Source organism: Microbacterium sp. 5K110, assembly GCF_005774735.1.
In the GTDB taxonomy this organism is placed as follows: Bacteria; Actinomycetota; Actinomycetes; order Actinomycetales; family Microbacteriaceae; genus Microbacterium.
In genome coordinates this window covers 42,941-53,276 of record NZ_VBUM01000008.1, presented here as the reverse complement: position 1 = coordinate 53,276, position 10,336 = coordinate 42,941, and the positions used below count along the sequence as shown (strand labels likewise).

At 67.5% G+C, this 10,336-nt stretch carries 20 protein-coding genes and 1 tRNA gene; all 21 read left to right on the top strand.

The window, feature by feature from the left end:
• The 21 genes from FE256_RS03955 (at position 1) to FE256_RS18040 (ending at position 10,334) form a co-directional block, all read left to right on the top strand.
• The gene (locus FE256_RS03955) at positions 1–447 is read left to right on the top strand and encodes a single-stranded DNA-binding protein (protein ID WP_138172987.1); all 447 of its coding nucleotides are present in this window, start codon (positions 1–3) and stop codon (positions 445–447) included.
• Between the two features lie 86 nt (positions 448–533).
• On the top strand, positions 534–659 hold the full coding sequence (locus tag FE256_RS18555) for a hypothetical protein (protein ID WP_289508570.1): 126 nt from the start codon (positions 534–536) through the stop codon (positions 657–659).
• Positions 660–1,048: 389 nt separating this feature from the next.
• On the top strand, positions 1,049–1,186 hold the full coding sequence (locus tag FE256_RS03950; RefSeq protein ID WP_138172985.1) for an HNH endonuclease: 138 nt from the start codon (positions 1,049–1,051) through the stop codon (positions 1,184–1,186).
• On the top strand, positions 1,183–1,599 hold the full coding sequence (locus tag FE256_RS03945; RefSeq protein WP_138172983.1) for a hypothetical protein: 417 nt from the start codon (positions 1,183–1,185) through the stop codon (positions 1,597–1,599). The genes FE256_RS03950 and FE256_RS03945 overlap by 4 nt, the downstream gene beginning before the upstream one ends.
• Entirely contained in the window at positions 1,596–2,027 is a 432-nt protein-coding gene (locus tag FE256_RS03940) for an ASCH domain-containing protein (RefSeq protein WP_138172981.1), read from the top strand. Before FE256_RS03945 ends, FE256_RS03940 begins: the two co-directional genes overlap by 4 nt.
• Complete coding sequence (locus FE256_RS03935; protein ID WP_138172979.1) at positions 2,024–2,305, top strand: hypothetical protein; 282 nt, start codon at positions 2,024–2,026, stop codon at positions 2,303–2,305. Before FE256_RS03940 ends, FE256_RS03935 begins: the two co-directional genes overlap by 4 nt.
• 145 nt (positions 2,306–2,450) lie before the next feature.
• Positions 2,451–2,744 (top strand): WhiB family transcriptional regulator, encoded by a 294-nt coding sequence (locus tag FE256_RS03930; protein ID WP_138172977.1) that lies wholly within the window; start codon positions 2,451–2,453, stop codon positions 2,742–2,744.
• Complete coding sequence (locus tag FE256_RS03925; RefSeq protein WP_212743469.1) at positions 2,741–3,988, top strand: DNA cytosine methyltransferase; 1,248 nt, start codon at positions 2,741–2,743, stop codon at positions 3,986–3,988. The genes FE256_RS03930 and FE256_RS03925 overlap by 4 nt, the downstream gene beginning before the upstream one ends.
• Entirely contained in the window at positions 3,985–4,668 is a 684-nt protein-coding gene (locus FE256_RS03920; protein ID WP_138172975.1) for a hypothetical protein, read from the top strand. Before FE256_RS03925 ends, FE256_RS03920 begins: the two co-directional genes overlap by 4 nt.
• A gap of 322 nt (positions 4,669–4,990) precedes the next feature.
• Positions 4,991–5,281, top strand: coding sequence for a hypothetical protein (locus tag FE256_RS03915; RefSeq protein ID WP_138172973.1), 291 nt, complete (start codon positions 4,991–4,993; stop codon positions 5,279–5,281).
• Between the two features lie 34 nt (positions 5,282–5,315).
• On the top strand, positions 5,316–5,567 hold the full coding sequence (locus FE256_RS03910; protein WP_138172971.1) for a hypothetical protein: 252 nt from the start codon (positions 5,316–5,318) through the stop codon (positions 5,565–5,567).
• Between the two features lie 3 nt (positions 5,568–5,570).
• Positions 5,571–5,849 (top strand): hypothetical protein, encoded by a 279-nt coding sequence (locus FE256_RS03905; RefSeq protein ID WP_138172969.1) that lies wholly within the window; start codon positions 5,571–5,573, stop codon positions 5,847–5,849.
• A gap of 515 nt (positions 5,850–6,364) precedes the next feature.
• Positions 6,365–6,436 (top strand) — tRNA-Asn (locus tag FE256_RS03900).
• A 152-nt stretch (positions 6,437–6,588) separates the two neighbouring features.
• The gene (locus FE256_RS03895) at positions 6,589–6,795 is read left to right on the top strand and encodes a hypothetical protein (protein WP_138172967.1); all 207 of its coding nucleotides are present in this window, start codon (positions 6,589–6,591) and stop codon (positions 6,793–6,795) included.
• Positions 6,788–6,967 (top strand): DUF7455 domain-containing protein, encoded by a 180-nt coding sequence (locus FE256_RS03890; protein ID WP_138173035.1) that lies wholly within the window; start codon positions 6,788–6,790, stop codon positions 6,965–6,967. The genes FE256_RS03895 and FE256_RS03890 overlap by 8 nt, the downstream gene beginning before the upstream one ends.
• Positions 6,967–7,254: a hypothetical protein gene (locus FE256_RS03885; protein WP_138172965.1), complete on the top strand. Its 288-nt coding sequence runs from the start codon at positions 6,967–6,969 to the stop codon at positions 7,252–7,254. The genes FE256_RS03890 and FE256_RS03885 overlap by 1 nt, the downstream gene beginning before the upstream one ends.
• Positions 7,244–7,381 (top strand): hypothetical protein, encoded by a 138-nt coding sequence (locus FE256_RS18050; protein ID WP_171024177.1) that lies wholly within the window; start codon positions 7,244–7,246, stop codon positions 7,379–7,381. The genes FE256_RS03885 and FE256_RS18050 overlap by 11 nt, the downstream gene beginning before the upstream one ends.
• Before the next feature lie 346 nt (positions 7,382–7,727).
• On the top strand, positions 7,728–7,970 hold the full coding sequence (locus FE256_RS03875; RefSeq protein ID WP_138172961.1) for a hypothetical protein: 243 nt from the start codon (positions 7,728–7,730) through the stop codon (positions 7,968–7,970).
• Between the two features lie 416 nt (positions 7,971–8,386).
• Positions 8,387–8,800, top strand: coding sequence for an HNH endonuclease (locus tag FE256_RS18045; protein WP_171024176.1), 414 nt, complete (start codon positions 8,387–8,389; stop codon positions 8,798–8,800).
• A 9-nt stretch (positions 8,801–8,809) separates the two neighbouring features.
• Entirely contained in the window at positions 8,810–9,295 is a 486-nt protein-coding gene (locus tag FE256_RS03865) for a hypothetical protein (protein ID WP_171024175.1), read from the top strand.
• Entirely contained in the window at positions 9,276–10,334 is a 1,059-nt protein-coding gene (locus FE256_RS18040; RefSeq protein WP_171024174.1) for a terminase large subunit domain-containing protein, read from the top strand. Before FE256_RS03865 ends, FE256_RS18040 begins: the two co-directional genes overlap by 20 nt.
• Positions 10,335–10,336: the final 2 nt, after the last annotated feature.

Below are 10,336 nucleotides of genomic sequence, written 5' to 3'. Positions count from 1 at the left end.
ATGGCCAATGAAACCATCATCACCGTCGTCGGGAACGCGGTCGCGGATCCGGAGCTGCGGTATGCGCAGAACGGCAAGCCCGTCGCGAACTTCACCATCGCGTCGACCCCACGGGCATTCGACCGGCAGTCGAACGAGTGGAAGGACGGGGATGCCCTGTTCCTCCGCTGCTCGGTCTGGGGTGACCCGGCGGAGCACGTCGGGCAGTCGATCACGAAGGGCACCCGGGTGATCGCGCAGGGCCGGCTCAAGCAGCGGGCCTACCAGGACCGCGAGGGCCAGAACCGCACGGCGATCGAGCTGGAGGTCGACGAGATCGGCCCCTCGCTCCGCTACGCGACGGCGCAGGTGACCCGTTCCGGTGGGGGTGGGTCTGGGCAGCGTCAAGCGCCCGCTGACGAGCCGTGGATCACTCCCGGCTCCTCCGATTCGGAGACCCCGTTTTGAGCGCGTCAGGGAGGCGCACGCAGGTCGACGCGATCGACGACCTGACGGCGCAACTCCGGTTGGCGAACTAGATCGCGGTGCTCGCGATGGGTGCGACCGCGCTGGAGCACGAGACGAAGGTCACTGACGCGTCGCGGGTGCGCGTCGAACGCAGGAACGCCTTGCGCGCCGCGGTGCGCGCCGGGCTGAGCATCGAGGAGACGAAGGAATGAATGAACGCCAGGGACCGCACGTGCTGGTCAAGGACATGAGCGGCGAGAGGTTCGGGAAGCTCACCGTTCTGCATTGGGCGGGGTCCACGCCAAATCGTCAGGCTCTCTGGTCCTGTGCGTGCGACTGCGGGCGGACGGCCATAGTTCGCGGTGTGCAGCTGCGCACGGGCCGGACGACGTCATGCGGATGCGTGAAGCGCGAGCAGTGGCGGCTGTCCATGACTCATGGGCAAGCGGGTCCCACTCGTCGGACCAGTCTCTACAACCGGTGGCTCCTGATGCGGCGGCGGTGCGGTAACCCGACTGCCGCTGACTTCCCGCGCTATGGAGGCCGCGGCATTCGGGTGTGCGCCGAGTGGGATGCGTCGTTCGAGTCGTTCGCTGCATACATGGGCGACCCGCCCGGACCGGGCTACTCGATTGATCGGATCGACAACGACGGCAACTACGAACCTGGGAACGTTCGCTGGGCCACTGCGCGCGAACAGCGGATGAACCAGCGTCGGATGAAAGGGGCAGGGCTGTGATCCTCCAGGAGTCGAAGACGGTTCCGATCGCTGAGGCGGATTGGACGGATGACGGGGAGGTGGAACTGCTCACGTTCCCCACCCCGGACGGTCACCGGACCCACATGCTGCCGGAGACGGCGCGTGCGCTCGCGTACCAGCTCATCGCGGCGGCCGGGGATGCGGAGAAGGCGGCGGGGGAATCGGGCGTGCAGCGGGCGCACAGAACCGCACAGCACGGGTTCGACGTGGACACGCGGATCGAAGGCATCATCCGGGAGGCAGAGGGTGTGCTCTTGCACGACTGGCGGTGGACCGAGGACACGTTCTCGACCAACCCCGTGTGCGCACGCTGCGGGACCCGGGCGACGAGCACCGCGATCCAGGTGTCCGCCTGCCCTGGCCCGGTCGAAGCACCGGGGGTGCGGTCATGAGGATCCTCACCGTTCGCCAGCCGTGGGCGTGGGCCATCATCCACGGCGGGAAGACCGTCGAGAACCGAGTGCGGAACATCGCCGGGGACTACCGCGGACCCATCGCGATCCACGCTGGCCTCGCGTACGACATGGATGCCACGATCTGCCCGCCTCCGCTGTATGCGCCCATCGCGGTTGATGAAGACGGAAGCCACATGCGTCCGCTCGGAGCGATTATCGGCGTCGTCGACCTCGTGAACGTGCACGACCCGAGGAAACGTCTGTGCGAATGCACGCCCTGGTCCGAGATGGGGCAGTGGCACATGTTCCTCGCGAACCCGCGCGCCCTGGCCGAGCCGATCCCGTACCGCGGCGCGCTCGGCCTCCGCCGCCTCGACGACGACACGACCGCGCGGATCCTCGCGCAGATCGGAGCGACGTCGTGACCGCCACCCTGTCCCCGGTCGAGCAGCGCGACGACGAGGTCCTCCGTCACCTCGCCGAGCACGCCGACGACGAACCCGGCTGCGTGTGGAAGATCCGCGGGATCACATGCGGCCACCCCGCGAAGCTCGCCGCGCTCTGCTCCCACTGCGGGAAGCAGTGTGGCCTCGTCTGCGGCCCTCACGGCGTCATCGTGGCCGCATCCCTCGACGCCGCATTCCACGGCTCCTGTGGAGCGCGTGGCGTCCTCAGCGACCTGATCCGACTCGTCCCCCTGTGACCGAGTCATCCCGGGTGTGCGCGCCCGGTGCCCCTGGCCGCGGGTACTGCGGCCGGAAGACCACCAAACCCGCCGACTGGCCAGACGTCCACTGCGAGGACTGCCACGCGGCGTACCGAGCAGATCAAGCAGCAGGAGAAACCCGATGGACCAACTGATCCCCGGCACCCACGTGCACCCGCACGTGCAATGGTCCGGCACCGCATCCCTCATCACCCCCGAGCCGTGGATGCAGGAAGCCCGCTGCGCCGAGACCGACCCGGAGATCTTCTTCCCGGAGAAGGGCGGGAGCACGAAGAGCGCGAAGCGGGTCTGCGCCGAGTGCACCGTGCGGGTCCAGTGTCTTGCCTTCGCGCTGCGCACGAAGCAGGACGAGGGCATCTGGGGCGGGAAGAGCGCACTGCAGCTGAAGGAACTTCGAAAGGACTGGGCGGCATGAGAGACGAGATCTTGTCAGGTGAACTGTTCGCCGGTACCGGGATGCTGGGCCGTGCTGTCGGCGAGGTGTTCGGCACCCGGCCGGCGTGGTTCTGCGAGTTCGACGCCGCCCCGTCGAAGGTGCTCGCGCACCACTACCCCGACGTGCCGAACTACGGCGACGTCACGAAGGTCGACTTCACGACCGTCCCGCACACGCACGTCCGCGCCGGCGGGTTCCCCTGCCAGGACGTGTCCGTGTCCGGCGCCCGCGCGGGTCTCCGCGACGGCACCCGCTCCGGCCTCTGGTCGGAGTTCGCCCGCTCAATCGCAGAAGACCGACCCGACTGGGTCGTCATCGAGAACGTTGGAGGCCTCCTCAGTGCCGAAGCACATAGCGACGTGGAACCCTGCCCGTGGTGTCTGGGAGACGAACCGAGTGAACCTGCTCTGCGGGCACTCGGAGCCGTTCTCGCTGACCTGGCCGCGCTCGGGTTCGATGCGGAATGGACGAGCATCCGAGCATCCGACATCGGCGCCCCCCACGGTCGACTCCGAGTCTTCATCCTCGCCTGGCCGACCGAGCGAACCGTTACTACGCACCCCGGTAGCGGACGAGGACGGGGGCGGACCACTGCACCCGGACGTGGCGAAGGAGCGGGGTCAGGCTCTCCGTCTTACGGGGCAGATACTCGCGCTGACCGGTCACCTGACGGCTCCGAGCTGACACTTCTGCCGACACCGGTTGCTCAGCCGTCAGGGAACAGCCCGAGCGAGCACCTCCGCAAGAAGCCGGGCCGCGAGGTAGTCACCGATCTGGCGATCATCGCGGAGAACGGACTCATCGGAACCGGTGGCCGGCTACTGCCGACGCCTCAGGTGGCAGACGCTACGGGAGGGCATGCCACACGCTCAGGTGCTCGTGCGGACGAGAGGCTCCTCCCCGGCGCGGCCGTAGATGCCGCGGCTGGATGGGGTCCGTACGCCGCCGCGATCGCGCGGTGGGAGGCGGTCATGGGTCGCCTCGCCCCGTCGCCGGTGCGGATGGACGGGAAGGGTGGGAAGGCCCGCCTGAACCCGGAGCTCACCGAGTGGATGATGGGCTGGCCTTTCGGATGGGTGACGGCATCCGTCGTCGGGCTGTCTCGGGCGGAGCAGCTCAAGGCGTGCGGCAACGGTGTCGTGCTGCAGCAGGCCATCGCTGCGCTGCGAATGCTGCTCGCCCGCCCTGGTGTGCCGGCCATCGAGTGGGAGCTGGCGGCATGACCGATATCGGCTTCACCACAGAGCAGCAGGCGGACCACGACTACCGCCGGTGGGTGCACCAGTTCGAGCACCACCTGGGGCAGATCCCCGACGTCCTCTCCATGCTCGTCACCCTCGCGCAACCCACCATCGGGGTCTCGAGGGGCGGGTCGAGGTTCGACCGGCTGCAGATCACGGGCGGGAACGAGCACCGGGACCTGGGCGACACGATCGACGAAACCCTCACCCGTGACGCCGGGTACCTGTGGGGCCTGTTGACGGGGTATGCGGCGGCCGTGTGGGAACGCGCCGAGGACACCCGCCAGAATGCCCCTGACCTTGCCGGCGGGGCGCTCACGTCCCCGTCCACGGCGAAGGACGCGGCCCTCCTGACGGTGGGGTGGCTGATCCACCACGCACCCACCGCCCACACCCTCGCCCTCACCGAGGACGAACGGGAACTGTTCTCCACCGTCCGCCGACTCAAAGCCGTCCACGGCATCCACCCACACCCACGCCCGGGCATGTGCGACACATGCGGACGTCACAAGGTCACCTGGGACTACGTGGACACCCGGGGCGGTGGGGTGGCTCGTGTGGGCGTGTGCCGTTCCTGCGGGGAGACCTTTACCCAGCAGATCGAGGAAGGAACCGAAATGACCGAACCCACCAACCACGCGGATGGGGGTCCCGATGAGTGACGCGCGCCCCGACCTTGTGGCTTTGGGTGCCCTGTCCCGCACCCAGGACCGCATGGGGTGGAACCACCCGAACCGTACCGAGGAGGACCGATGAAGCGACTACTGATCCTGCTGGGCTTCCGCATCGGCGACCCGTTCGATTGGGAGCCAACCCCCTGGACTCGCCTGCGCCTCTGGGCACGGAGGTTCCGACGCAAGCCGAACGCGACGTGCAACGCCTGCGGTTACCGCGGCGTCCGAACCCGCCGGGGCCGGTGGTGCCCGTCGTGTTACGAGGACGAGGGCGGCGAGCTGATCCGCGACCACGCGAATGGGAGCCCCGATGCTTCTCGATGAGGAAACGTCCCTGTCTCTGCACGCGCTCGAAATGGACCTCCCGCAAGAGTGCGACCACGACGGCGAATGTGCGGCGTCGGTCGAGTGGGAGGCGGTATGCCGCCTGTGCGGCGGCTACGGCTACCTCTGCACGAAACACTGCAAGGTAGCCGCCGAGCACCAGCGCATCGCAGACGCGGTGCGCGGCGGCACGCGTTGCACGGCATGCCGCGAGGCGGCGACGGAGCTACTGGCATTCTCGCCCGTGCGCTCACGCGACGAGAGGAAGCTCTGGTGACCGGATCGAGTGTTCCGTCGCCTGGGAGTACGTCGTGACCGTCTCCATCGTATTCGAGGTGCACGCCACCGAAGACGAGCCCGTGCACGAGATGCTGCAGGAGGTCCAGTCACTCCCGATCTGGGAGCGGGAGCTGATGACCGCCCGGATCATGCGGTGGGAGGCCGACCGGCGCACCGAGCGAGCAGCAGGAGCGCGAGCTCTCCAAGAGTCCGAGAACCGCCGCCAGGCGCGCATCCGGGAGACACGGGAGCGGAACCGGCAGCAGCGCGACCAGGGCGGGTGACGGATGCCCCTACTCACCTACCGGCAAGCGGCCAAGAAGACGGGCAGGTCGATGAACACGATCCGGCACTGGCGACGTCAGGGCCTCCCGATGGGATGGGAGGTCCGCAACGGGCAGAACGTGCGAGTCGTGGACGAGCGGGTGCTCATGAAATGGTGGCGTGAACGCCTCAAGAACTGGCCCCCGCACCAGTACCGCCTCCGGGCACTGAAACGAGCTGAGGAAGCCGCACAGGACGCGACACGCCGTGTTTTCCAGGCATCCACCGGGGAGAGTACTTGATCCCCTTACCTTCAAGATCAGAGAAACCTGTCGAACAGGACAGGAACACGACGATGCCTCCGTGAGCAACCGACATCCGGTTCCCGGGGGCTTCGTCGTGCCACCACTTCCCGGACCCCCATGTGGCGCGCTACTATAGCCCTACCGCGAATCGTCCATGACGACGGGGGCCAACGGCCGGTAGGGAGTAATGCCTCCCGAAAGCACCCTCACAGCGTAGAAGCGCTCGGATGCCTGATCAGCTCCGGGCGCTTCGCTGTTTCCCTCTTGCAGATGAACCTGCCCTACCCGCTCCCACGGCGGGGAGTCCGAGCCGACCATGACGCCCGCAGCCACGGTGTGCTGCCGCGTCCGCTCCTCCCTGCCGTGGGCCCTGACCCCGGTGTTCACCGAGTGTGTGGTTCCTCACTCGATCAAGGATCCCCATGACCGCGCCGACATCGCGGAGGGACACCTGCACCGGCCCCCGAGAGGCGCCGACCCGACGAGTCGAGAGTCGGCGCCTCTCACACCCTTCCGGGGTAGCTCAGCGGCAGAGCAATCGACTGTTAATCGATAGCGCGCTGGTTCGATCCCAGCCCCCGGAGCAATGCGAGGCGTGTTTGGGAAATGCCCGACGCGGAAGCTGCAGCCCTCGCAGAAGACCCCAGGTGATCCCGACGGTTATCCCGGGAGAGCGGCCGAGAAGCGCGTACGACGGCCTGGGGCAAACTTTCGAACCTCGACGACGGAGTCGAACATGCGCACCATCACCCTCCTCTGGCACCTGCTCCTCCACTGGGATCACACCCCCGGAAGCGACAGCCGCGACGTCATCTGCTCCTGCGGGAGACGCTGGCGCATCCTCAACCAGCCCCTGCGCTGCCCGGTGTGCGGTGAGCACGCGATCGGCGTGTGCTGCGACATCGTGTCCGCCTACCTCAGCGAGGAGAACGGTGATGACTGACGTCGCCGTGTTCGTATCCTGCGACCAGTGCAACGCCCGCGCCTACATCCACGTCCAACTCACGGGCGGCGGAACCCTCGCATACTGCGCCCACCACGGCCATCAACACACCCCAGCCCTCCAAGCGGCCGGCGCGACCGTTCTCGACCTCACCCACATGCTGGAGGGCTGATGAGCACCACACCGCTCGAGCGGCTCGACGACGCCATCCACACATACCTGACCGAGACCGTGGAGATGCCGACCACCCACCCGTTGATCGCCTTGTGTGCTTGGCCGTCCCGGGTCGAGACGGCCGAAACTGACGACGTCCTGCCGCTGGTCACGGGAGCGCAGTACGCGCTCGGCCCGCAGACGTCAACCACAGACGCATCCGGCATCGTGCAGTTCCTGAGCGTCGTCCTGGAACGCGCACACTGGCACATGCTCAACGACGGAGACGCAGACGATGACGCCTGACGAGCTCGAGGCGTTCGGCCTGTACCAGTGCCCCCACTGCAAACGCACATGGGAGTCGGAGAAGGCGCTCATGTTCTGCTGCCGCGACGAGTACGACCTCCCGTCGATCGTCCGCTCGTACGATTGATGGCCCGGAAGGTCTGCGCCCACCCGGGATGCCCGAACCTCACCACCGGCACACGCTGCACCACCCACCAGCGCGAACGTGAACGCCAGCGCGGCACGAGACAGCAACGCGGGTACGGGCCCGATCACGAACGCACCCGGGCCGCCTGGGAAATCGAAGTGCAAACCGGCCGGATCCGATGCGCGAACCCGAACTGTCTCCGACCCGACGACCCGTTCATCCACCCCGGCGAACCATGGGACCTCGGACACACACCCGACCGCACCGGATACCGAGGCCCCGAACACTCCGGGTGCAACCGCAGCGAAGGCGGCCGCACCGCCCACCAGCAGAGAGGCACACACCCGTGAGCGCCCAACCCGAACGCGACCCCGCGAAGCAGCTCGTCACCGCGAAGATGCTCGTCGCCATGTTCGAAGCCCAACTCACCGAGTACGCCGACATGAGCGAACACGAACGCACCCACACCGAACGCGGCCAAGACCTCACCACCCGACTCCCCGGCCTCCACCAAGGCCACACACAGTGGACACAGCGCGTTCAGACCCTCGAAGACCACATAGCGCTCACCACACCTCCCACACCCTGAGACAGCCGCACAGCGCTCCCCAAGACCACCCCCGACCCGACCCACGGGCAGCCCTCAAAGGGTGGGGGGAAGCCCCCCAAGGCCCCTCCCAACCAGGACCGCCGGGGAGGGCGCTGTTTAGCGAACCGGAACCGAAGATTTTTGAGGGGGCCGCTGAAATGCCTCGTGGAGGAGCTCGTCCAGGACCGCCTCGCCTAGCTCGATGCGGTCACCTCGCGCCGTACAACGGCGGGCCTCGGCGACGCCTCTGTGTTGAGTGCGAGACTCCGATTCGAGCTTGTGGTGGGTGCGGCTTGGACATCACAGGGGCTGCGCGGAACCGTCGCTACTGCAGCGGCCGGTGCGGCGCAGTCGCTCGCGGTGACGTCCTGCCTACACTGTTGCCAGCGAGGGTGTGCGCGCTCGAAGGATGCGATGTGGATTTCCTGCCGCGCCGCGACATGGAGCGGTGTTGCTCTGAGCGTCACGGGAAGATGCACTACAACCGTGTGTCTCGGGCTGATGGTCGCCAGGCGAACCCGCCATGGGATGCTCGCCGCCGGGCGAACTGGAAGAAGCGGTACGCGCTGACTCGAGGTGCCGAGGACGCCGAGTCGTTCGACTACTTCGAGGTGTTCGAGCGTGACGGATGGGTCTGCGGAATCTGCGAAGGTGACGTCGATCCTGACTGCGCATGGCCCGACCCGATGAGCCCGAGCCTCGACCATGTTGCTCCGGTTGCACACGGCGGGGCACACAGTCGTGAGAATGCGCAGCTCGCTCATCTGCTCTGCAACATCCGGAAGAGCGATTCGCTCGAGATCGCTCGGCCACTGAGTCTCATCGCCTAGGAGGTCGCCATGCCCCGTGGTGGGAAACGGCCGGGCGGCGGGCGTGCGCCGGATCCGGGTTCGCTCGCTGAGGCGCTCCGCATCGAAGGCGGCGCAATCCGAACGCTCCCGAAAACGCGCTCTGGCGCTGCGCCGGCTTGGCCGCTGACGAAGGCCACCGCTCGGGAGATGGTCGTGTGGCGCCGGCTGTGGAAACGGCCGCAGGCGATTCTCTGGGATGAGCAGGGCGCCGCGGATGAGGTCGCCATGTACGTGCGCACGTTCTGCGAGGCCGAGGAGATCGGTGTGACCGCGGCGCGGCGCACGCTCTTGCTGCAGCAGCAGAACGCGCTGCTGATTACGAACACCGCACTGATCAGCGCTGGGTATCGCATCTCGGTGAATCCGACGCCGTCGCCGACGGTGGCCGCGTCGACTCCGGCTGCTGCGAAGCGGCAGGTGCCGTCGTCGCGAGGAAGGCTGAGGGCGTTGCCAGATGTCGGAGCAGATCGCTGAGTTCGAGGTCACGTGGCCGACGCTGGGGTACCTGCAGGCCGACTGGATGGCGTGGCACCTGCCGATCCCGGATGGGTTCCGGAAGGGGCAGCCGTTTATCCTGTCGGACTGGCAGCTCTGGTGCACCGCGAACCACGGCCGCGTGCGCCCGGAGACGCCGTGGCGGCCTGAGGACCCCATCAAGAACCAGGCGTTCACCTACCGTCGATCGCTTGTAGTTGGCCCACAGAAGTACGGGAAGAGCCCGTGGGCTGCGGCCGAGACCGCGGTCATGGCGCTCGGGCCGGACCTGTTTGCCGGGTGGGCGGGTGACGACGACGTCTACGACTGCGCCCGGTACGGATGCCAGTGCGGGTTCGTCTACGAGTACGAGCCCGGCGAGCCGATGGGCATGCCCTGGCCGACGCCGCTGATCCAGCTCATGGCGACGTCCGAGGACCAGGTGAACAACACCTGGCGTCCGCTGCAGCAGATGGTTCTCCGCGGCCCGTTGAGCGAGCGCGTCCGCGTCGGTGAGAAGTTCATGCGCATCGGCGACGACGGGGTGATCGAGAAGGTCACCTCGGCGGAGTCGTCCCGCCTTGGTAACCCGACCACCGGGTTCGTGCAGGACGAGACGGGGATCTACACGAAGTCGAACGGACTGATGGGCACGGCGCAGACGATGCGCCGCGGCACGTCGGGCATGGGCGGCCGTGGCATCGAGCTGACGAACACGTGGGACCCCGCCGAGGAGTCCACCGCGCGGTCGACGTACGAGTCGCGCGCGGCCGACCTGTTCAAGTTCTACCGGCAGCCGCCGAAGAACCTCAGCTACAAGAACAAGCGCGACCGCCGGAAGATCCACGCATACGTGTACGTCGGTGCTGCGCACGTCGACCTCGACTCGATCGAGGCGGAGGCTGCGGAGCTGCTCGAGCAGGACCCGGCGCAGGCGGAACGCTTCTACGGGAACAAGCTGGTGCGCGGTATGGGCACATGGCTACCCGAAGGGGTCTGGGAAGGCGCGTACGCCTCGCTGGGGCGCGTAGTTGCATGAGT

Excerpts from the sequence above, each read along its gene's own strand:
- FE256_RS03955 (WP_138172987.1), top strand. The coding sequence starts at position 1 with ATGGCCAATGAAACCATCATCACCGTCGTCGGGAACGCGGTCGCGGAT.
- FE256_RS18555 (WP_289508570.1), top strand. The coding sequence starts at position 534 with ATGGGTGCGACCGCGCTGGAGCACGAGACGAAGGTCACTGACGCGTCG.
- FE256_RS03950 (WP_138172985.1), top strand. The coding sequence starts at position 1,049 with ATGGGCGACCCGCCCGGACCGGGCTACTCGATTGATCGGATCGACAAC.
- FE256_RS03940 (WP_138172981.1), top strand. The coding sequence starts at position 1,596 with ATGAGGATCCTCACCGTTCGCCAGCCGTGGGCGTGGGCCATCATCCAC.
- FE256_RS03930 (WP_138172977.1), top strand. The coding sequence starts at position 2,451 with ATGGACCAACTGATCCCCGGCACCCACGTGCACCCGCACGTGCAATGG.
- FE256_RS03925 (WP_212743469.1), top strand. The coding sequence starts at position 2,741 with ATGAGAGACGAGATCTTGTCAGGTGAACTGTTCGCCGGTACCGGGATG.
- FE256_RS03920 (WP_138172975.1), top strand. The coding sequence starts at position 3,985 with ATGACCGATATCGGCTTCACCACAGAGCAGCAGGCGGACCACGACTAC.
- FE256_RS03915 (WP_138172973.1), top strand. The coding sequence starts at position 4,991 with ATGCTTCTCGATGAGGAAACGTCCCTGTCTCTGCACGCGCTCGAAATG.
- FE256_RS03905 (WP_138172969.1), top strand. The coding sequence starts at position 5,571 with ATGCCCCTACTCACCTACCGGCAAGCGGCCAAGAAGACGGGCAGGTCG.
- FE256_RS03895 (WP_138172967.1), top strand. The coding sequence starts at position 6,589 with ATGCGCACCATCACCCTCCTCTGGCACCTGCTCCTCCACTGGGATCAC.
- FE256_RS03890 (WP_138173035.1), top strand. The coding sequence starts at position 6,788 with ATGACTGACGTCGCCGTGTTCGTATCCTGCGACCAGTGCAACGCCCGC.
- FE256_RS03885 (WP_138172965.1), top strand. The coding sequence starts at position 6,967 with ATGAGCACCACACCGCTCGAGCGGCTCGACGACGCCATCCACACATAC.
- FE256_RS18050 (WP_171024177.1), top strand. The coding sequence starts at position 7,244 with ATGACGCCTGACGAGCTCGAGGCGTTCGGCCTGTACCAGTGCCCCCAC.
- FE256_RS03865 (WP_171024175.1), top strand. The coding sequence starts at position 8,810 with ATGCCCCGTGGTGGGAAACGGCCGGGCGGCGGGCGTGCGCCGGATCCG.
- FE256_RS18040 (WP_171024174.1), top strand. The coding sequence starts at position 9,276 with ATGTCGGAGCAGATCGCTGAGTTCGAGGTCACGTGGCCGACGCTGGGG.